Below are 19310 nucleotides of genomic sequence, written 5' to 3' on the forward strand. Positions count from 1 at the left end.
AGTTCATCATTGCGAGCGCAGCGAAGCAATCCAAGCTGTTTCCTTGGAGGCAGTCTGGATTGCTTCGCTGCGCTCGCAATGACGGAGGAGAGAGCCTCTCCCCGCAACGACGGGGAGAGGGGAGAACGTCTCGGTCTACGCCGCGAGCAGATTCTGCAACGCCGCGCCGTTGGGGACGCCGAGGCCGGAACAGGCATCCCAGCCGGGGCCGGCCTTGTACATGCCGTGCAGGGAGCCGGTGATGTCGTTGTTGCCGACCGTGATGTCGCGGAACACGCCGTGCGCGTGCGAGGCGTAGATCAGCGGGTTGATGAAGCCGACCGTCTTGCCGAATTTCTTGGTCGTGGCCTCGTTGATGCGGGCGATCAACCCCGCCATCAATGGCGCCACCGCGCTGGTTCCGCCGATGGTGGTGACGACGCCGTTGAGGAAGATCTGGTAGCCGGTCGCGGGATCGGCGTCGCCGGCGACGTCGGGCAAGCCGCGCCCCACCGAATGCGACGGTGATTTCGGCACATGGGCGTTGGCCTGGTATTGCGGCCGCGGGAACACGATGCTGACGCCGCCGCCACCCGCGCCGTCTTGCGGACCACCGTTCCAGACGACTTCGGTGATCGAACCATTCGAGGCCTTCAGGTTCGTTCCGCCACAGGCGAGCGCGAACGGGCTGGAGGCCGGGAAGTCCGCATGCGGCTTGCCGTCCCATCCCTGCGCCATGTCGGCCGAGCCATTGTCGCCGGAGGCGACGCAGACGGTGACGCCCATCGCCGCGGCGTCACGAATCGCTTCGTTCAGGCCGTCGACGAATTGCTGCGAGCCGGCCGGATCTTCCGGTCCGCCCCAGCTGATCGAGATCACCGAGGGCTTTCGCGCTGTGTCGTGGACCGCGGCCTTCACCGCGTCGATGAAGCCGTTGGTGGTGTTGGGCGCGAAATAGACCACGATCCTGGCGCCGGGCGCGATCGCGCCGGCCACCTCGATGTCGAGCACGACCTCGCCATCGGCGTCGGAATGGCCGGGCTTGTTGGCGCCGCCATCGACGCTTGCCGGCGCGATCTGCGGCATCGGGATGCCGGCCTTCTTGAAGAAGGTCTTCAGGTCCGACGTCTTGTAGCCGGCGCCCGTGGGATGACCCTTCTGGTCGATGTCGTTGAGCTCGATGATAGCGATGCACTGGCCGGCGCCAGTCTCTCCGCCCGGGAAATTGTAGAGCTGCGCGATCTGTTCGACCGAGAAGCTGCCGCCCTGCCCTGCGCGCGCGGTCCCGCCCTTGGTCGACCCTTTCTCGGCGGCCCTGCGCCGGAAGTGCGGCTGCGCCACGGGCCGGTTGTCCAGGCCGTGCACACCGACCACGATACCTTCGAGTTCGGCCGGGATCTGCACATTGCCCTTGCGCATGCGATAGGTCGCGCCGTCATGCCTGACCTTGTTGAGCTTGACGCCGAAGGCCGCGCTCATCGCCTTCACCGTGCCGGTCAGCTTCACCGTGCGGGAGGCCAGGTGCACGCTCTTGACGTTGAGCTCGTGATGATGGGCGAAATCGTCGAGCTTGGCGACGTCGGCCGTATCGGCGCCCATCTCCTCGGCAAACTCGGCGCGGGAAAGATATTCTCGTTCGCGCGGCGGTTGCGCGCCGAGCGCCATCACCTTCTCGTCGTCGGCACGCTTGGCGCGCAGGCGAACGCTGATCTCGATTTCCTGCTTGGGGTCGGCCGCGCCGACGAGCTTGGCCCCCTTCGGCAATTTCCGTGCGCTGTTCACCAGCGCGACACGCTTAGTCGAGCTTGCCATGATTTCCTCCGTTTGTGATTGGAAGGTTGATTGCCGCATCTCAACTATAGGTGTAATCTCACCAGCCAATTGGTTCAGATATTGAGCGAAGTTTTTTTCAGAACAACTCTTGTTTGACGGGTCAAATCCTCGGCAGGCTCAAATCGGCACGGAATTGGTCAATAGCCTGGACCATTCGCTGCCGACAAATTCGATCTAAGATTGCAACCATCGAGCCGCTTGGCCGACCAATACAAGACGCTTGTCAAAAACAGACGTTGGTCAAAAACAATTGGCGGAGACCATGCGATGCTGGCTGACCGCAAATGGGTTGAGAGAAATCTTGGGTTCGATCCGATCACGAATCCGCCGCCGCGCGATACCTTTATGGTCAAGCGCATCGCTGACGCCGCCGTGAAGAAGACCGCGAAGGCCACGGCGGAAGACTTTCAGCGCGAGATCATCGATTTCGATTCCGAATCGGACGAAGGCCGCGCGTTCCTGGCCTTCTCGACCTCGACCGGGCTGTCGCGCTTCACCGACATTCCCTGGCCCAAGGGATTGGCGCCGCAGACCGGACCGAAGCCGAAAGGCAATGGCAAGGGCCCGCTGCCGCGCGCCGACGTGCTGGTCGTGACCTGGACCGTCGACGAGGGCCACGCGCTCAGCCGCGTGCTGACGCCGGGCAAGGATTCCCGCAACGATTACGTGCCCTACACGCATAATTACGCTGCTATCTCCAAGAAGATGCGCAACGGCTGTCCGGCCACCGAGCTGAAGCGGCTCGGCACCTACTGGACCACGACGATCGGCAAGAAGAAGGTCGTGGTCTTCAAATCCGACTCGCACATGTCGCAGGACGGCCCGCAACTGCCGAACATCGATGTCTGGCGCCAGATCATCACCGAGGTGCAGCCCTCGCTCGTCATCACCACCGGCACGGCTGGCGGCATCGGCAAGCAGGTCGAGGTCGGCGACGTCGTCGTCAGCCCGATCGTCCGCTTTGATTGCCTGTCGAAATTCAAGAAGCAGCCTTTTGCCCAGGAGCATTTCTCCAGCAAGTCGGCCGTGACGAAAAAGTTCGCGCAGGCCAAAACGCTGTTCAAGGCCAATGCCGCGCAATTGCCGAAAGACAACACCAGGGCGCCGAAGATTTTCGTCGTCAAGCCGAGTGGCCTGTCGTCCTCCGTGGTCACGACCGACTTCTTCGGCTTCGACACCTCGGACAATCATTTCCATCTGCAGGGGCTCGGCGATGTCTCCGAGATGGGCGATGCCATCCTCGGCCTCGTGGCCCAGGAGATGGGCGCCAAGGCGCCGCGCTGGCTTGCGATCCGCAACGTCTCCGATCCGCAGATCAAGGCCGAGGGCACGCTGAAGCAGCAGGAGCAGGTCGCCGCCCAGATCTACAAGGGGTTCGGCCGCTGGAGCACGGTTTGCAGCGCCATCACCTGCTGGGCGACGATCGCGGCAGAGCGTTAAGCCGCAGGCATTGCTAGGTCAGCGTCCCTTGCCGAAGCGGCCCGGGGTGTCTACCTCTCGCGGGTGATTATGTGAGGGGTAGTTCCATGCTGGATGCCGCCGTGAAGGCGCTGTCGCAAATGATCTCGCCGCCGATGCGCTCGATCCTGTGGCGATCGATCGGTGTCGCCTTGGTGCTGATCATCGTGCTGGCGATCGGGCTGCAGCGGCTGTTGAGCTGGTTCGCCACCTATGGCGAGGTCTGGCTCGAGGGCCTGCTTGGGCCGAGCTGGCACTCCTCGCTGGAAGTGCTCGCCTGGATCATCTCGATCGCGGCGGGTCTTGGCGTCGTGTTCGGCAGTGTCTTCCTGATGCCGGCGATTACCTCGCTGGTGGCGAGCCTGTTCGTCGACGACGTCGCCGATATCGTCGAGCGCGAATATTATCCCGCCGAGCGGCCGGGTACCGCGCTGCCCTTCAACAAGGCGATCTACGAGGGCATCAAGACCGCGCTGTTGACGATCCTGGTCTATCTGATCGCGCTGCCCTTCGTGTTCCTGGCCGGCGCCGGTTTCCTGATCTTCTTCCTCGCCGCTGCGTGGCTATTGGGCCGCGAATATTTCGAGCTCGCGGCGATGCGCTTCCGCTCGCCGGAGGAGGCCAAGGCGATGCGGCGCGACAATGCCGCCACGATCTTCACCGCCGGTCTGATCATCGCGGCCTTCGTCTCGATCCCGATCGTCAATCTGGCGACGCCTATTTTTGGTATGGCCTTCATGGTCCACATGCACAAGCGCCTGTCCGGATCACGGCCCGAGCTGATCGAGCCGGCACGGCAGATGCGGTGACGACGATTACGCGACCTTCACCCCGCATTTGCGCAGCAGCATCTTAGCGAAGCCGAACGGCGCCGGCGTGAATGGGCCGGGCGGTGCGCGGGTGATCAGCGCGATGAAGCCGAGCGCGGCCATCGCCAGCCAGAAGCACAGCCAGAAGCCGTCGATATAAGCGAGCACATTGGCCTCGCGCTGTACGAAGCTTGCGAGCGTGCCCAGCGCGCGCGCCGGGGCGTAGCCCGCGCCATGGGCCGCGAACTGGTCGGCCAGCTGCTTGAGTGCGCGCACGACGTTGACGTCGCCGACTTCCAGGTTCTGGCCGATATAGAAGGAATGGACCTGCTCGCGGACGCGCAGCCACGTTCCCATCAGCGCCACGCCGATCTCGGCGCCGCCGAGCCGCATGACTTGAATATAGGCGGCAAAGGAGGTCGCACGGCTCGGATCGGAGTTCGACAGCAGTGTGATGATGAGCGGCAGCAAGGTGAGCGACTGTCCAATCGCCTGGAGCAGGACGATGCCGATGAAATCCTCCCGGGCCCAGTCGTGGGTGATCTGGGTGCCCCAGAGATTGGCTGCGGCAAAGCAGGCAAATCCGACGACCACCACCAGCCGCGCATCGAAATGCCGTAGCAGCCAGATCGAGATCGGCACCAGCACGAACATCGGCAGCGCGCCATAGGTGAGCAGCAGCAGGCCGCTCTGCTCGGGCAGGAGCAGGACGACGTTGCCCAGGAAATTCGGCACCAGTGACGAGTTGGACAGCGACGTCAGCGTGTAGAGCAGGATCAGGATCAGCCCCAATCCGATATTGCGCGAGAACAGCACGTTCACATGCGCCCAGGGCTGGCGCGCCAGTGCCTCGTTGACGAGAAAAGCCACAAACAGCGCGCCGCCACCGACAAGCAGCGCCATCACCGTGCCGGATCCCAGCCAGTCGAGGCGATTGCCCTGGTCGAGGCCGGCATAGATCATCGAGACCGATGCGCCGAGCAGCAGCATGCCGCCCCAATCAGCCTCGCGCATCAGCACGCGATTGACCGGGTCGTTCGGCGTGCCCAGATAGACCATCAGGCCCATCAAGGGCGCCAGCACGACGCTCTGCCAGTACACCCATTGCCAGCCGAGGTGGTCGACATAAAAGCCGACCAGAGAGCTCGACGTATCAAACGCAAAGCCGACGCGGATCGAATAGAGCGCGATCGCCGGCAGCCACCAGCGGGTCGGCAGATTGCGGAACACGATCATCAGCGTCGCCGGGACGAAGGTGCCGAGCAACAAGCCGTGCACCACACTGAGGACCATCAGTGTCTGATAGTCGCGCACCAACGGGACGATAAGCGAGATGACGGCATAGACCAGGCTCGGAATGCCGAGCACACGCCGCAGGCCGAACACCGTCGCAAGCCACGGCACCGCCGGCGCGATGAGAATCTGCGAGCCGATGCCGGCGGTGGAGAGCCACGCGCCCTCGTCGAATGAGAGCGAGAACGCGCCGCGCAGATCGGGCAGGCCTACCGTGGTCAGGCGGCTGTCGACATTGGTCAGGAACGAGCCGAGCAGCACGGCGGCGACCGCAAACAGCGGCTGGGGGGCCAGGCCGCCGCGCGAAATCGGCCCGTGGCCGGCATCGTCATTTGCCGCCATCCGAGCCCTTCGTGTCGATGCTGGTGACGACCGACATGCCCGGCACGAGCCGCGCCAGCAAGGGCTGGTTGTCGTCGAACTGGATGCGGACGGGAATGCGCTGCACGACCTTGGTGAAATTGCCGGTGGCGTTGTCCGGCGGCAGCAGCGCGACCTGCGCGCCGGTCGCGGGGGCGATGCGCTCGACCTTGCCGCGCAGCTTTTCGCGCGAAAAACTGTCGACGGTGATCTCGACCGGCTGCCCGGGTGCGACGTGCGTGAGCTGCGTCTCCTTGTAGTTCGCGATCACATAGACCTTTGGCAACGGCACCACGTTGATGAGGTTGGTGCCGATATTGACGTAGTCGCCGGGCTGGACCTGGCGCTCGCCGACGACGCCGTCGAACGGCGCTGTGATCCTGGTATAGCCGAGCTTGAGCTTGACGCTCGCCAGCGTCGCCTTGGCTGCATCGAGATCGGCGGCGCGCTGCTTCCTGGTGCCTTGCAGGACTTCGAGCTGATGCTGCTGGGCGGCGATCACGGCGCGGCTCGCGCGCACGTCAGCTTGCGCCTTGGCAAGACCCGCGACTGCCTGCTCGAGACGCTGCCGCGTGCCGGATTCGGTCTGCGTCAGCGATTGCTGGCGATCCTGCTCCTGCTTGGCCTCGACCTCGAGCGCTTCCGCCGACAGCCGTGCCGCCTCGGCCTGCGCGATCGTCGCATATTGCAGCTCGATCTGGTTGGCCAGATTGTCGAACACGGCTTGCGCTGCGGCAACCGCGGCTTCGGACTGTGCGACCTGGGCCTCGTAGTCGGCGGGGTCGATCTGGATCAGGAGGTCGCCGGCCTTGACGCGCTGGAAGTCAGTCACCGCGACGGTCAGCACCTCGCCGGAGACACGGCTCGCAAGCCGCGTCAGCTCGGAGCGCACATAGGCATCATTGGTGGTCTGGATCACTGCATCGCCAACCCATTCGTCGAAGCGCAGCGTCGCCAGCGCGACGAAGGCGAGCGCCACGATAACGGCAAACAGCGGGATCGCGAGCCGGCTCCACAGCGAGCTCGCCGGCCGCTGCGTTGGCTTTGATTGCGCCGCCGGCGCCGGAGCGGCCGGCCGAGGTGACGGGACTTGTTCCTGTTGACTCACGACATGACCCCAAAACTGACTTGCTTCACATCGCGCGGAACGATGGCGAATACTGCCTCAGACCGTCTTCTCAGGCCATCGGCAAAGATCGTTGATCAGGCATACCTCGCAGCGCGGCTTTCGCGCGAGGCAGATGTAGCGCCCGTGCAGGATCAGCCAGTGATGTGCATGCAGCATGAATTCGGACGGGATGATTTTTTCCAGCCCGAGCTCGACCTCCAGCGGCGTCTTGCCGGGCGCGAGCCCGGTGCGGTTGCCGAGCCGGAAAACATGCGTGTCGACCGCCATCGTATGCTCGCCGAAGGCCATGTTGAGCACGACATTGGCGGTCTTGCGCCCTGCGCCGGGCAATGACTCGATCTCCGCGCGCGTGTGCGGCACCTCGCCACCGAATTCGCTCAGCAGTTTTGCCGACAGCCCGATCACGTTCTTTGCCTTGGTGCGGTAGAGGCCGATGGTCTTGATGTACTCGCGCAGGCGTTCCTCGCCGAGATCGAGCATCTTTTGCGGGGTGTCGGCGACCTCAAACAATGCGCGTGTCGCCTTGTTGACCCCGGCATCGGTTGCCTGCGCCGACAGCACCACGGCGACCAACAGCGTGAACGGATTGACGTGCTCGAGCTCGCCCTTTGGCTCCGGATTGGCCTTGCGGAAGCGACTGAAGACCTCGTGGATCTCGGCTGGCGTCCAAGGTTTTGTCGGCTTGGACTTTACAGCGTTGGTCTTCGCCGCCTTCGGACGCGCCTTCGGCTTCGCTGCGGCTGTCTTTGCCTTTTTCTTCGTCACGGCCGCCTTGGGCGGGACCGGCTTGCGGATGATTTTCGCCATGATCAGGATATACTGAGGGACGATGAGCACAGGCAACGAAATTGAGCCCGAGGTGCTGATCCTCTCTGCGCGCCTGACGCCACACCGCTCGCTAAACCGCACCGGCTTTCTCGCCGTGATGCTGTTCCTGAGCGTGGTCAGCTTCGTCACCGGCCTGGTGTTCCTGATGATGGGGGCATGGCCAGTGTTCGGCTTCTTCGGCCTCAACGTGCTGGTGATCTGGTGGGCCTTCAAGGTCAATTTCCGCGACGCGCGGGCGAGCGAAGAAATCATCGTCACGCCGTCGGAGCTGCGCGTGCGGCGCGTGAGCCACCGCGGCCAGGTCGCCGAATGGACCTTCAACCCGCTCTGGGTCCGGCTCGACCAGGAGATCGACGAGGATTTTGGGCTCGAGCACCTCTATTTGATCTCGCGCGGCCGCCGGCTCCAGATCGCCGGCTTTTTGGGGCCGGAGGAAAAGGCAAGTTTTTACAAAGCCTTGGTCGAGGCGCTGAACGCCGCAAGGCGCGGCCCGATCTACAATCCGGTCTCCTGATTCCGGGTCGGAAAACGGGTGGTTTCGAACCGCCCCCTCTCCTACATTTCCGTTCATGATGACACTCGCCATACATGACCAGCGCCTGGCCAAGCCGGGCACCCAGAACGCCGCGCTGCGCGATTATGACTCCGTGCGCCGGGCGATCGCATTCATCTCCGAGAAATGGCGCGCGCAGCCGACCATCGAGGCGATGGCGGATGCGGCCGGCGTCACGCCGGACGAGCTGCACCATCTGTTCCGCCGCTGGGCCTCGATCACGCCAAAGGCCTTTATGCAGGCGCTCACCCTCGACCACGCCAAGGGTCTGCTGCGAGACTCTGCCAGCATCCTCGACGCAGCGCTCGACTCAGGGCTTTCGGGGCCGGGCCGGCTGCACGATCTCTTCGTCACCCACGAGGCGATGTCACCGGGTGAATGGAAGAACGGCGGCGCGGGTCTCACCTTGCGCTACGGTTTCCATCCCTCGCCGTTTGGCACAGCCATCGTGATCGCGACGGATCGCGGCCTGTCGGGCCTCGCCTTCGCCGATCCAGGTGAGGAGAAGGTCGCGCTCGCCGACATGACGCGGCGCTGGGTGAACGCCACTTACGTCGAAGATCACGAGGGCACCGCGCCGCTGGCGCAGCGCATCTTCGACACGAAATTGTGGCGCCCGGATCAGCCACTGCGCGTGGTCATGATCGGTACCGATTTCGAGGTGCGGGTGTGGGAGACGCTGTTGAAGATCCCGATGGGCCGCGCGGTGTCCTATTCCGACATCGCCTGCAACATCGACAACCCGAAGGCCTCGCGCGCGGTCGGTGCGGCGGTTGGCAAGAACCCCGTTTCCTTCGTCGTGCCGTGCCACCGTGCGCTCGGCAAAAGCGGCACGCTGACCGGCTACCACTGGGGCATCACCCGCAAGCAGGCGATGCTGGGCTGGGAAGCCGGGCAGCTGGGCGTGCAATAATTCTTCTCCCTCTCCCCGCACGCGGGGAGAGGCGAAGAACTCAGCCCGCCAGATCCAGCTTCGATGCCACGGTCGAATCCGCATTGAGCCGGTAGATGATCGGCACACCCGTCGCAAGCTCGCGCTTCAAGATGCCTTCCGGCGAGAGCTTTTCCAGCACCATGATCAGTGCGCGCAGCGAATTGCCGTGGGCGGCAACCAGCGTGCGCTTGCCGTTGAGCACGCCCGGCAGGATCTCCTGCACGTAATACGGCAGTGCTCGCGCCAGCGTGTCCTTCAGGCTCTCGCCGCCGGGCGGCGGCACGTCATAGGAGCGGCGCCAGACCAGCACCTGCTCCTCGCCCCATTTCTTGCGGGCATCGTCCTTGTTGAGGCCGGAGAGATCGCCATAGTCGCGCTCGTTCAGCGCGAGATTCTTCAAGGTCGGCAGGCCTTTTTGATCGAGCTCGCCGAGGATGAGATCGAGCGTGTGCTGTGCGCGCGTCAGCACCGAAGTGTAGGCGACATCGAACACGAGGCCCTGCGCCTTGAGCTTGCGGCCGGCTTCGCTGGCTTCCTTCACACCGAGCTCCGTGAGATCGGGATCCTTCCAGCCCGTGAACAGGTTCTTCAGATTCCATTCGCTCTGGCCGTGGCGCACAAGCACGAGAAGACGTTCGCTCATTGACTGCTTTCCGTTACTTTCGATCAGATGTCTGCGAGGCCGAGCACGTCGGCCATGGAATAGTGCCCCGGCGCCTTGCCATGCGCCCACAGCGCCGCCTTCAGCGCGCCGTGCGCGAACAGCATGCGGTCTTCGGCCAGATGCGACAGGGTCAGGCGCTCGAACGGACCGAGGAAGGTTACGCTGTGCTCGCCGGCGACGGTGCCGCCGCGCAAGGAAGCAAAGCCGATATCGCCCGGCTTGCGCGCGCCGGTGATGCCGTCGCGGCCGCGGTCCGCATGATCCTCGAGCGAGATGCCGCGGCCGGCGGCCGCCGCCTGGCCCAGCATCAGCGCGGTGCCGGAGGGCGCGTCGACCTTCATGCGGTGGTGGGTTTCCACGACTTCGATATCAAAGCTCTCGTCGAGCGCCTTCGCGACGCGCTTGACCACGGCAGCGAGCAGATTGACGCCGAGGCTCATATTGCCGGATTGCACGACCACCGCGCGGTTGGTGACGCTCTTGATCACGGCGTTGTCGGAAGCGGACAGGCCGGTGGTGCCGATGACATGGACGAGGCCGCGCTCGGCCGCGATCGCGACATTGGCGATGGTCGCCGCCGGCACGGTGAAATCCAGAATGCCGTCGGCGTCCTTCGACATCGCCCAGAGATCGGCGGACAGCTTGATCCCGTTGGCCGGCAGGCCTGCGAGCACACCGGCATCCTTGCCGAGCAGCTCCGATCCCGGCGCCTCCAGTGCACCGGCCACAACCGCACCTTTGGTGTCGGCGATCGCCCGTGTCAGCGCGCGGCCCATCCGGCCGCCGGCTCCAGCAACAATCAAGCGCATCTCGGACATGGTGTGATCCTCTCAGGTGCGTTGTAGCGGCGGGATGCAGTTCCGGCAACCGAGGGACCGAAGGCGCAGGCGCGCGCTCTTACCCTCCCCTGGAGGGCAGGTCGCTTGCGGCCATCCTTCGAGACGCGCGCGCAGATACCGCCTCAGCCGTCTGACGGCTGCGGGCCGTCATAGCCCTCGATGATGATGAGGTCGGCGATCGAGTGCGGCTGCCGCACCTTGATGTTGGCCTGGTATTCCGGCGAGTTGTAGCAGGCGATCGCGGTCTCGTAGTCCGGGAATTCGATCACGACGTTGCGGGTGCGGCTGGCGCCCTCGACGGTGGTGAACTTGCCGGCGCGGACGGCGAAGCGGGCGCCCCATTTCTTGAAGATCGGACCGTTGGCGACGGCGTAGGGCTTGTAGCCCTCGTCATTGCTCACATCGACGCGTCCGATCCAGTAACCTTTTGCCATTGTTCTTCTCCCTGTGTTGTTGGTTAGCCGAGCGCTTGCGCGATCTCGGCCTGGATGGCCTCTGCGACCGCCTTTGGGTCAGCAGCTTCCACCACCGGCCGCCCTACGACGAGATAATCGGCACCCGCGGCAATTGCGCGACCGGGCGTCATGATGCGCTTCTGATCGCCGGTTGCCGAACCCGCCGGGCGAATACCGGGGGTGACGAGATGCATCTGGTGGCCGACGATCTTGCGCAAGGCGCCCACCTCCTCCGGCGAGCAGACGAGGCCGTCGACGCCGAGCACCTGCGCCTGCTGCGCGCGCGCTTCGACAAGCTCGGAGACGCCGAGCCGATAGCCGGCTGCGTGCAGGTCGTCATCGTTGTAGGAGGTCAGCACCGTGACGGCGAGGATCTTCAGGCTGGCGCTGCCGCGGCCCTCGACGGCGCCCTTCATAGTCTGCGGATAGGCGTGCACGGTGAGGAAGGTTGCGCCCAGTTTCGCAACACTCTCGACGCCGCGTGTCACCGTGTTGCCGATGTCGTGCATCTTGAGATCGGCGAATACCTTCTTGCCCTTGTCGGCCAGCTTGCCGATCAGCGGCAGGCCGCCGGCATAGGCAAGCTGATAGCCGATCTTGTAGAACGTCACGCTGTCGCCGAGCCTTGCGATCATCGCCTCCGCGGCATCAACGCTCGGCAAATCGAGCGCAACGATCAGGCGGTCCTTTGGGGCGATTTCGGCTGGCGTCATGTCACCTCACATCATGCGTTGGGAAATGTCGATCAACTGCCGCACCAGCTCCTTCAGCGCGTCGATATCGCCCTGGTTCTTGAGCTTGTCCATATCGTCATAGGCCTCTCCGGCAAAGGCGAGCGTGAGCTGGCTGGCGATCACATTGGCGTGGCAAGAGGTCAGGATCAGCCGCAACGCCTGGAGCGCGCGGGCGCTGCCGAGCCGGCTCTGCGAAGCGCCGGCGAGCGCGAAGGCGCGATTTCGGAACACCTCGCCGCGCGCCTCGTGCGGATCCTGTACGCGGCTGACCCAGTCGATCGCGTTCTTCAGCAGCGGCGGCACCGAGGCGTTGTATTCGGGCGTGACGAACAGCACGCCGTGATGCGCGCCGATCATGCGCTTGAGGTTGATTGCGTGCTTGGGCACGCCGGACTTGGTCTGGAGATCGCCGTCATAGATCGGCAGCGGAAAATCGGCGAGCGAGACGCGGGTGATGTCGACGCCGGCCTGGGCAAATTCATACGCGGCCACCGCCGCCAGCTTCGCATTATGCGAGCCGGTGCGGAGCGAGCCGGGAATGATCAGGATCTTGGGTGCTGACATCCAATCCAATGCGTTCGGCGAAACGAGCCCGCCGCGCAAAGAAGGAAGCCGGCGGAATTAGTCCTTGCGATACACCCAGACGCGGGCCGGCGGAAGGTTCATCCAGATCCGTTCCGAAGCCTCTGTGGACACACCGGGGAGCGATTTCGGGATCGGCGGCACCACGGCGTAGGTGAACTGCACGAAGGGCGCACCGGGCGTGAGCGCCGCGAAGGCGTCGCGGATGAGCCGCAGCCGCGTCAGCATCGGTTTGGTCACCAGCGGCAGGCCGGAGACCACTGCGGAAGCCGGTGCGCTCAGCACGTTCCAGAGCGTGTCGCGCAGGCGATAGGCATCGCCCTGCACGACCTTGGCTTGCGGATAGCGGTCGCGCAGAAGCGAGCAGAAGCCGGGATTATATTCGACGAGGACAAGGCGCTTCTGATCGACGCCACGCTCGACCAGGGCTGAGGTGATGGCGCCCGTGCCGGGCCCGAGCTCGACCACCGGTGCGTCTGAATTGACGTCGACGTAATGGGCCATGGTCCGGGCGAGCAGCTTGCCCGACGGCATCACCGCGCCCATGTGGAGGGGCTTTTCGATCCACGATCTGAGGAAACGCACCTCGTCATCAAGACGAGGCTTCTTCAACGCACGCGCGGACGATGGCAATGGCATGTCAGGACCGGACGGGACCGCGGGACCGCGGCGTGTCAGAAAATAGTCATAAACAGGTATAGGCCGAAGGCGATACGGTCAAGACGAGTCAGTTCGCCCGATTACTGAATAGATCCTTGACCTTGGCGAAGAAGCCCTCGGATTCCGGTTGGGTGTTGCCGGAGGAGAGCTTTTCGAACTCAGCCAGCAATTCCTGCTGCTTCTTGGTGAGGTTCTGCGGGGTCTCGACTACGACCTGGACGTACATGTCGCCCATCTGGCGTGAGCGCAGCACCGGCATGCCTTTCGATGCAATGCGGAATCGGCGGGCGGACTGGGTTCCGGACGGGACCTTCACCTTGGCCTTGCCCTTGTCGATGGTCGGCACCTCGAATTCGCCGCCAAGCGCCGCGGTCACCATCGAGATCGGCACACGGCAATGCAGATCGGCGCCGTCGCGTTGGAAGAACTGGTGCTGGGACAGCGACAGGAAGATGTAGAGGTCGCCGGGTGGGCCGCCGCGGACCCCGGCCTCGCCTTCGCCGGCGAGCCTGATCCTGGTGCCGTCTTCGACGCCCTGGGGGATGTTGACCGACAGATTCCGCTCGCGGGTGACGCGGCCCTGGCCCGAGCAGGACGGGCAAGCGTCCTCGATCATCTGGCCGCGGCCCTGGCAGCCGGGGCAGGTGCGCTCTAGCGTAAAGAAGCCTTGCGACTGCCGCACGCGACCGGCGCCGCCGCAGGTCGAGCAGGGCTTCGGCTTGGTGCCGGCCTTGGCGCCGATGCCCGAGCAGGCCTCGCAGGTGACCGAGACCGGAATCTCGATCTGCGCGGTCTTGCCGCCAAAGGCTTCCTCGAGCGTGATTTCCATATTGTAGCGCAAATCGGCGCCGCGCTCGCGGCCGCCGCGGCCGCGCTGTCCGGCCATGCCGAACAGATCCTCGAAAATGTCGGAGAAGGAGGAGGCGAAGCCCGCGCCGAAACCGGCGCCGCCGCCAGGACCGCCCTGCTCGAAGGCGGCATGGCCGAAGCGGTCATAGGCCGCGCGCTTGTCCTTGTCCTTGAGGACCTCGTAGGCCTCGTTGATTTCCTTGAAGCGGACTTCGCTGGTGTCATCCCCCGGATTGCGGTCGGGATGAAATTTCATCGCCAGCTTGCGGAAGGACGATTTCAGCACGGAATCGTCGGCGGAGCGTTCGACCTCGAGGGTTTCGTAATAGCAGCGCTTGGTGGACATGTCTGACTCGGCCTATCCAATCGCGATTCAAGTCGGGGCGAAACAACGTCGCCACGCGACCATATAGGCAGCCTTCCGCCTCGCGGCAGAGGGTTGCGTGGCAGCGTTGAGCTTAACGGCTGGGAATTGATCGATCGTAACGGGAGCATATCCCGTCGAGCCCGACACGAAGGCCTCCCCCCTGAGGGGGAAGGCCAACTGAGCGTGTGAGGTCCAAGCCGTCCGCATCATGACCCTCGCGGGCTTATGCAGACTTCTTGTTGTTCTTGTCATCGTCGACTTCGGTGAATTCCGCGTCGACGACGTCGTCCTTCGCAGCGTCCTTGGCCGCGTCGGCCTCGGCCTGCTGCTTGTACATGGCCTCGCCGAGCTTCATCGAAGCCTGCGCCAGCGTGTTGGTCTTGGTCTTGATCGCCTCGGCATCGTCGCCCTTCAGCGCTTCCTTGAGATCGCTGACGGCATCCTCGATGGCGCGGCGCTCGGTCTCGGCGACCTTCGAACCGTGCTCGGCCAGTGCCTTCTCGGTGGAGTGCACCAGCGCGTCGGCATGGTTCTTGGCATCGACCGCTTCGCGGCGCTGCTTGTCGGCCGCGGCGTTGGCCTCGGCGTCCTTGACCATCTTGTCGATGTCGGCTTCCGACAGGCCGCCGGAGGCCTGGATGCGGATCTGCTGCTCCTTGGCGGTCGCCTTGTCCTTGGCCGAGACGTTGACGATGCCGTTGGCGTCGATGTCGAAGGTCACCTCGATCTGCGGCATGCCGCGCGGAGCCGGCGGAATCCCCATCAGGTCGAACTGACCGAGCATCTTGTTGTCGGCCGCCATTTCACGCTCGCCCTGGAAGACCCGGATGGTGACCGCGTTCTGGCTGTCCTCGGCGGTCGAGAACACCTGGCTCTTCTTGGTCGGGATCGTGGTGTTGCGGTCGATGATGCGGGTGAACACGCCGCCCAGCGTCTCGATACCCAGCGACAGCGGGGTCACGTCGAGCAGCAGCACGTCCTTGACGTCGCCCTGGAGCACGCCGGCCTGGATCGCAGCGCCGATCGCCACGACTTCGTCCGGGTTGACGCCCTTGTGCGGCTCCTTGCCGAACAGCTGCTTGACGACTTCCTGGACCTTCGGCATGCGCGACATGCCGCCGACCAGCACCACTTCGCCGATCTCGGCGGCGGTGAGGCCCGCGTCCTTGAGCGCCTTGCGGCAGGGCTCGACGGTCTTCTGGACGAGGTCGTCGACCAGCGCTTCGAACTTGGCGCGGGTGAGCTTCATCGTCAGATGCTTCGGACCGGTCTGGTCCGCGGTGATGAAGGGCAGGTTGATCTCGGTCTGCGTCGTCGACGACAGCTCGATCTTGGCCTTTTCAGCGGCTTCCTTCAGGCGCTGCAACGCGAGCTTGTCGTTGCGCAGGTTGATGCCCTGCTCCTTCTGGAACTCGTCGGCCAAATAGCCGACCAGGCGCATGTCAAAGTCTTCGCCGCCGAGGAAGGTGTCGCCGTTGGTCGACTTCACCTCGAACACGCCGTCGCCGATTTCGAGAATGGAGATATCGAACGTGCCGCCGCCGAGGTCGTATACGGCGATGGTGCCGGTCTTGGTCTTGTCCAGACCATAGGCGAGGGCTGCCGCAGTCGGCTCGTTGATGATGCGCAGCACTTCGAGGCCAGCGATCTTGCCGGCGTCCTTGGTCGCCTGGCGCTGGGCGTCGTTGAAGTAGGCGGGAACCGTGATGACGGCCTGGTCGACCTTCTGGCCGAGATGGGCTTCCGCGGTCTCCTTCATCTTCTGCAAGATGAACGCCGAGACCTGCGAGGGCGAATAGGACTGGCCGTCGGCCTCGACCCAGGCGTCGCCGTTGGAAGCCTTCACGATCTTGTACGGAACGAGCTTCTTGTCCTTCTCGACCATCGGGTCGTCGTAGCGGCGGCCGATGAGGCGCTTCACTGCGAAGAACGTACGCTCGGGATTGGTGACGGCCTGGCGCTTGGCAGGCTGGCCGACGAGGCGCTCACCGTCGTCCGTGACGGCGACGATCGAAGGCGTCGTACGCATGCCTTCGGAATTCTCGATGACTTTGGCGTTCTTGCCATCCATCACGGCGACGCACGAATTCGTGGTACCGAGATCGATCCCAATGACCTTTCCCATGGTCCTGATATCCTTGTTTTTGTGGCAGGTTGGCTGGGCCCAGAAGGCACCCGAACCGAAACCCCCTAAGATCAAACATCCGCGATATTGCGATGATTGACGCTCATATAGGAGGGGGGGTGGGCCCCGCAAGGACCGAACGCAAGTTTGGGCCGTGAAAACATTGGGTTTTGGAAGAACATATCCGGGCTGAACCGCCCTTGCGGGTGAGGAAATATTAACAGGTCCGCTCTCCAACCGGAATCCCGCCACCGCCCTGTTGCGGCAAGGCCAAACCCGCTAAAAGGCAGACCGGCCGGACCACCGCGCGCGAGCCCGCCTCACGCGACAAAGGGGCCCGATGGCCGACCATCGAACGGCCTCAATGTGAACCAATCAGAGTGCCCATGAAGCTCATTCGCCCCCTCGCCGCGCTCGCCCTCCTCGCCGCCACGGCATTTCCGGCCTTCGCCGCCGACGCCGTTTTCCCGCCCGGGCTGCGCCTCGGCATGGTGCCGCTGGTCGGCCTCAACACGGCCAAGACCTTTCCAGGCTTCGAGAGCGAGGACGGCAACGTCAAGGTGCTGATCACCGAGCTGCCGCCGGCGGCCTATGGCGAGGTCGTGAGCGCCTTCAATTCCAATCCGGCCGGGGCCAATGGCATCAAACCGGACAAGATCGAGACCCCCGCGGGCATGGCCTATTTCACCACCGAAAGCGGCAAGGCCGGCGATACTCCGGTCAAACGCTATTCGATGATCGTGCCGGGCGCCGGCTTCTCCGGCTATGTCGCCGTGCAGATCCCTGAAAATGCGGCCAAGATCTACACCGACGAGGCGGTGCGGCAGATGTTTGCGAGCGCCGTCACCCGCACGCAGGTCTCGGCCGAAGAGCAGATCGGGCTGATGCCGTTCAAGATCACCGATCTCGCCGACTTCAAGGACATCCGCACGCTGGCGCCGGGTGCTAGCATCATCCTGGCCGACGGCAACGAGAGCACCGGCTATGAGTCCAAGCCTTTCATGATCCTCGGCGTGATCGGCGCGACACCGCAGCAGGCTGACGACCGCGCCCGCTTCGCCCAGGAGGCCGCGCTCCAGATCCCCGGCGTGCGCGAATCCCGCGTCACCATGTCCGAGCCGATCCGCATCAACGGCCAACAGGGCTTTGAGACCCGCATCGACGGCATCAGCGGCAAGGGCAAGACCGCCGTGACGGTGGTGCAGTGGATCCGTTTCTCGACCGGCGGCGCCTCGCTGCGCATCATCGCCAGCGCGCCACGCGACCAGTGGGCGGATGCCTTCACCCGCTTCCGCGCCGTCCGCGACGGCATCCAGCCCAAGGGCTGAGGAGCCCAAGGGCTGAACAGAACCGGCTGCATTTTCGGGCTTCTGTTCGTACACGAACGGAACTAGGCTTCGCTCCCGTTGGATCATCTTTTGGATCATCCTGGAGGGAGGCAAACGATGCTGGATCGACGACAAGTCTTGGCGGCGTTGGGGACCACGGCGCTCGCGAGCCTCATACCAAACGCACTCTTTGCAGCGGCCTCCATCAAGCCCGACGACACCTCCGCGCTGCTCGTGATCGACGTGCAAAACTGCTTTCTTCCGGGCGGCAGCCTTGCGGTGAAGGAAGGCGAGCAGGTGGTGCCCGTCATCAACAAGATGGCCAAGGGATTTTCGAACGTCGTGATGACGCAGGACTGGCACACCCCGGGCCATGTCTCGTTCGCCTCCGTGCACTCCGGCAAGAAGCCGTTCGAGACGATCGACCTTCCTTACGGCAAGCAGGTGCTGTGGCCCGACCATTGCGTGCAGGGCACCGACGGCGCCTCGCTCTCGAAAGACCTTTCGATCCCGCAGGCCGAGCTCATCATCCGCAAGGGCTTTCACAAGGACGTCGACAGCTATTCGGCTTTCCTGGAAGCCGACGGCAAGACCTCGACTGGCCTCGCCGGCTACCTGAAGGGCCGCAAGATCAAGCGCGTGTTCGTTGCGGGGCTGGCGACCGACTTCTGCGTCGCCTGGACCGCGCTCGATGCGCGCAAGGCGGGTTTTGAAGTCTATGTCGTGGAAGACGCCTGTCGCGGCATCGACAATCAGGGCTCGCTCGCAAAAGCCTGGGCCGATATGGCCAAGGCCGGCGTGAAGCGGATCCAGTCTGCGGATATTGCGGTGAGCGCGTAAAGCGTCGCCGCTCACCCCTCATCCTGAGGGGCGCGCCCTTCGCGCGCGCCTCCTCACCATGAGGATTTAGTTGGCCGCGCCGTTCGACTCGTTGCTGTTGGCCGCGGGTGCGGCCTTTGCGCCGCCCTTGGCGACACCGACCAGAGCCGGGCGCAGCACGCGCTCGCCGATGGTGTAGCCAGCCTGCATGACCTGCACGACGGTGCCCGCGGGCACCGACGCATCCGGCACCTCGTACATCGCCTGCTGGAAGTTCGGATCGAACTTCTGACCCTGCGGGTCGAACTTCTTCACGCCGTGCTTTTCCAGCGCGCTGAGCAGCGAGCGCTCGGTGAGCTCGACGCCCTCGATCAGCGAGGTCATGCCGGGATCGGCCGCGGCGCGGGTCTCGGCCGGAATGGCGTCGAGCGCGCGCTGGAGATTGTCGGCGATGTCGAGCACGTCACGGGCAAAGCCGGTGACGCCGTAAAGCTTGGAGTCGGCGACCTCCTTGGCGGTGCGCTTGCGCAGATTTTCCATCTCGGCCAGCGTCCGCAGCATGCGGTCGCGCGCTTCGGCGATTTCCTTCTGCAACAATTCGACCGAGCCGGGCTCGGGATCGTCGGGCATGATGTAGGGCTTCGACACCACGGGCTCGCCGGTCGCAGCGGCCGTGTCTTCGGGTTGCCGGTCTCGATCGGTCATCGGCTCT

At 64.3% G+C, this 19310-nt stretch carries 19 protein-coding genes; 6 read left to right on the plus strand and 13 right to left on the minus strand.

The annotated features are described in order from the left end of the window. Positions 1-135 precede the first annotated feature (135 nt). A complete protein-coding gene (locus tag ACPPVR_RS00720; protein ID WP_426612401.1) occupies positions 136-1791 on the minus strand; it encodes a S53 family peptidase in 1656 nt (551 codons plus the stop codon). 288 nt (positions 1792-2079) lie between these two features. Here ACPPVR_RS00720 and ACPPVR_RS00725 point away from each other — a divergent pair, with 288 nt between their 5' ends. Further along, entirely contained in the window at positions 2080-3252 is a 1173-nt protein-coding gene (locus ACPPVR_RS00725) for a hypothetical protein (protein WP_426612402.1), read from the plus strand. A gap of 86 nt (positions 3253-3338) precedes the next feature. Beyond that, positions 3339-4079, plus strand: a complete 741-nt coding sequence (locus ACPPVR_RS00730) for a sulfate transporter family protein (RefSeq protein ID WP_426612403.1) — start codon at positions 3339-3341, stop codon at positions 4077-4079. 6 nt (positions 4080-4085) lie between these two features. Here the strand turns inward: ACPPVR_RS00730 and ACPPVR_RS00735 are convergent, their stop codons facing one another. Genes ACPPVR_RS00735 through nth form a run of 3 tightly spaced genes read right to left on the minus strand, consistent with a single transcriptional unit; the run spans position 4086 to position 7668 of the window. Then, positions 4086-5714, minus strand: a complete 1629-nt coding sequence (locus ACPPVR_RS00735) for an MFS transporter (RefSeq protein WP_426612404.1) — start codon at positions 5712-5714, stop codon at positions 4086-4088. After that, on the minus strand, positions 5701-6840 hold the full coding sequence (locus ACPPVR_RS00740) for an HlyD family secretion protein (protein ID WP_426612405.1): 1140 nt from the start codon (positions 6838-6840) through the stop codon (positions 5701-5703). The genes ACPPVR_RS00735 and ACPPVR_RS00740 overlap by 14 nt, the downstream gene beginning before the upstream one ends. Positions 6841-6897: 57 nt before the next feature. Beyond that, positions 6898-7668: an endonuclease III gene (gene nth, locus ACPPVR_RS00745; RefSeq protein ID WP_426612406.1), complete on the minus strand. Its 771-nt coding sequence runs from the start codon at positions 7666-7668 to the stop codon at positions 6898-6900. Between the two features lie 22 nt (positions 7669-7690). Between nth and ACPPVR_RS00750 the strand changes: the two genes are divergently transcribed. After that, positions 7691-8203 carry a DUF2244 domain-containing protein gene (locus tag ACPPVR_RS00750; protein WP_426612407.1) on the plus strand — a complete coding sequence of 171 codons (513 nt, stop codon included), beginning with the start codon at positions 7691-7693 and terminating at the stop codon, positions 8201-8203. Positions 8204-8258: 55 nt separating this feature from the next. Further along, positions 8259-9155 carry a methylated-DNA--[protein]-cysteine S-methyltransferase gene (locus ACPPVR_RS00755; protein WP_426612408.1) on the plus strand — a complete coding sequence of 299 codons (897 nt, stop codon included), beginning with the start codon at positions 8259-8261 and terminating at the stop codon, positions 9153-9155. 40 nt (positions 9156-9195) lie between these two features. On the opposite strand, the gene ACPPVR_RS00760 is transcribed toward ACPPVR_RS00755, so the two are convergent. The 8 genes from ACPPVR_RS00760 to dnaK form a co-directional block, all read right to left on the minus strand. Further along, positions 9196-9819, minus strand: coding sequence for a 2,3-bisphosphoglycerate-dependent phosphoglycerate mutase (locus ACPPVR_RS00760; protein WP_426612409.1), 624 nt, complete (start codon positions 9817-9819; stop codon positions 9196-9198). A gap of 23 nt (positions 9820-9842) precedes the next feature. Continuing rightward, positions 9843-10658: a 4-hydroxy-tetrahydrodipicolinate reductase gene (dapB, locus tag ACPPVR_RS00765; protein ID WP_426612410.1), complete on the minus strand. Its 816-nt coding sequence runs from the start codon at positions 10656-10658 to the stop codon at positions 9843-9845. A 143-nt stretch (positions 10659-10801) separates the two neighbouring features. Beyond that, positions 10802-11113: a DUF1330 domain-containing protein gene (locus ACPPVR_RS00770; RefSeq protein WP_334532967.1), complete on the minus strand. Its 312-nt coding sequence runs from the start codon at positions 11111-11113 to the stop codon at positions 10802-10804. A 23-nt stretch (positions 11114-11136) separates the two neighbouring features. After that, positions 11137-11847, minus strand: coding sequence for an orotidine-5'-phosphate decarboxylase (gene pyrF / locus ACPPVR_RS00775; RefSeq protein ID WP_426612411.1), 711 nt, complete (start codon positions 11845-11847; stop codon positions 11137-11139). 6 nt (positions 11848-11853) lie between these two features. Continuing rightward, the gene (locus ACPPVR_RS00780) at positions 11854-12432 is read right to left on the minus strand and encodes an NADPH-dependent FMN reductase (RefSeq protein ID WP_426612412.1); all 579 of its coding nucleotides are present in this window, start codon (positions 12430-12432) and stop codon (positions 11854-11856) included. Positions 12433-12489: 57 nt separating this feature from the next. Beyond that, the gene (locus ACPPVR_RS00785; protein ID WP_426612413.1) at positions 12490-13089 is read right to left on the minus strand and encodes a class I SAM-dependent methyltransferase; all 600 of its coding nucleotides are present in this window, start codon (positions 13087-13089) and stop codon (positions 12490-12492) included. 88 nt (positions 13090-13177) lie between these two features. Beyond that, the gene (gene dnaJ / locus ACPPVR_RS00790; RefSeq protein WP_426612414.1) at positions 13178-14305 is read right to left on the minus strand and encodes a molecular chaperone DnaJ; all 1128 of its coding nucleotides are present in this window, start codon (positions 14303-14305) and stop codon (positions 13178-13180) included. A gap of 244 nt (positions 14306-14549) precedes the next feature. Continuing rightward, positions 14550-16451 (minus strand): molecular chaperone DnaK, encoded by a 1902-nt coding sequence (gene dnaK, locus ACPPVR_RS00795; protein ID WP_426612415.1) that lies wholly within the window; start codon positions 16449-16451, stop codon positions 14550-14552. 386 nt (positions 16452-16837) lie between these two features. Here dnaK and ACPPVR_RS00800 point away from each other — a divergent pair, with 386 nt between their 5' ends. Both ACPPVR_RS00800 and pncA read left to right on the plus strand, forming a co-directional pair. Next, positions 16838-17779, plus strand: a complete 942-nt coding sequence (locus tag ACPPVR_RS00800; protein WP_426612416.1) for a hypothetical protein — start codon at positions 16838-16840, stop codon at positions 17777-17779. 117 nt (positions 17780-17896) lie between these two features. Continuing rightward, positions 17897-18619, plus strand: a complete 723-nt coding sequence (pncA, locus tag ACPPVR_RS00805; RefSeq protein WP_426612417.1) for a bifunctional nicotinamidase/pyrazinamidase — start codon at positions 17897-17899, stop codon at positions 18617-18619. A gap of 66 nt (positions 18620-18685) precedes the next feature. Here the strand turns inward: pncA and grpE are convergent, their stop codons facing one another. Next, positions 18686-19303: a nucleotide exchange factor GrpE gene (gene grpE / locus ACPPVR_RS00810; RefSeq protein ID WP_426612418.1), complete on the minus strand. Its 618-nt coding sequence runs from the start codon at positions 19301-19303 to the stop codon at positions 18686-18688. Positions 19304-19310 lie beyond the last annotated feature (7 nt).

The sequence above is a fragment of the Bradyrhizobium sp. McL0616 genome, from assembly GCF_049993385.1.
Lineage (GTDB): Bacteria > Pseudomonadota > Alphaproteobacteria > Rhizobiales > Xanthobacteraceae > Bradyrhizobium.

Excerpts from the sequence above, each read along its gene's own strand:
- dnaJ (WP_426612414.1), bottom strand. The coding sequence starts at position 14,305 with ATGTCCACCAAGCGCTGCTATTACGAAACCCTCGAGGTCGAACGCTCC.
- ACPPVR_RS00760 (WP_426612409.1), bottom strand. The coding sequence starts at position 9,819 with ATGAGCGAACGTCTTCTCGTGCTTGTGCGCCACGGCCAGAGCGAATGG.
- dnaK (WP_426612415.1), bottom strand. The coding sequence starts at position 16,451 with ATGGGAAAGGTCATTGGGATCGATCTCGGTACCACGAATTCGTGCGTC.
- ACPPVR_RS00725 (WP_426612402.1), top strand. The coding sequence starts at position 2,080 with ATGCTGGCTGACCGCAAATGGGTTGAGAGAAATCTTGGGTTCGATCCG.
- ACPPVR_RS00735 (WP_426612404.1), bottom strand. The coding sequence starts at position 5,714 with ATGGCGGCAAATGACGATGCCGGCCACGGGCCGATTTCGCGCGGCGGC.
- ACPPVR_RS00800 (WP_426612416.1), top strand. The coding sequence starts at position 16,838 with ATGAAGCTCATTCGCCCCCTCGCCGCGCTCGCCCTCCTCGCCGCCACG.
- ACPPVR_RS00755 (WP_426612408.1), top strand. The coding sequence starts at position 8,259 with ATGATGACACTCGCCATACATGACCAGCGCCTGGCCAAGCCGGGCACC.
- ACPPVR_RS00785 (WP_426612413.1), bottom strand. The coding sequence starts at position 13,089 with ATGCCATTGCCATCGTCCGCGCGTGCGTTGAAGAAGCCTCGTCTTGAT.
- ACPPVR_RS00750 (WP_426612407.1), top strand. The coding sequence starts at position 7,691 with ATGAGCACAGGCAACGAAATTGAGCCCGAGGTGCTGATCCTCTCTGCG.
- pncA (WP_426612417.1), top strand. The coding sequence starts at position 17,897 with ATGCTGGATCGACGACAAGTCTTGGCGGCGTTGGGGACCACGGCGCTC.
- grpE (WP_426612418.1), bottom strand. The coding sequence starts at position 19,303 with ATGACCGATCGAGACCGGCAACCCGAAGACACGGCCGCTGCGACCGGC.
- ACPPVR_RS00720 (WP_426612401.1), bottom strand. The coding sequence starts at position 1,791 with ATGGCAAGCTCGACTAAGCGTGTCGCGCTGGTGAACAGCGCACGGAAA.
- ACPPVR_RS00770 (WP_334532967.1), bottom strand. The coding sequence starts at position 11,113 with ATGGCAAAAGGTTACTGGATCGGACGCGTCGATGTGAGCAATGACGAG.
- ACPPVR_RS00730 (WP_426612403.1), top strand. The coding sequence starts at position 3,339 with ATGCTGGATGCCGCCGTGAAGGCGCTGTCGCAAATGATCTCGCCGCCG.
- nth (WP_426612406.1), bottom strand. The coding sequence starts at position 7,668 with ATGGCGAAAATCATCCGCAAGCCGGTCCCGCCCAAGGCGGCCGTGACG.
- dapB (WP_426612410.1), bottom strand. The coding sequence starts at position 10,658 with ATGTCCGAGATGCGCTTGATTGTTGCTGGAGCCGGCGGCCGGATGGGC.
- pyrF (WP_426612411.1), bottom strand. The coding sequence starts at position 11,847 with ATGACGCCAGCCGAAATCGCCCCAAAGGACCGCCTGATCGTTGCGCTC.
- ACPPVR_RS00780 (WP_426612412.1), bottom strand. The coding sequence starts at position 12,432 with ATGTCAGCACCCAAGATCCTGATCATTCCCGGCTCGCTCCGCACCGGC.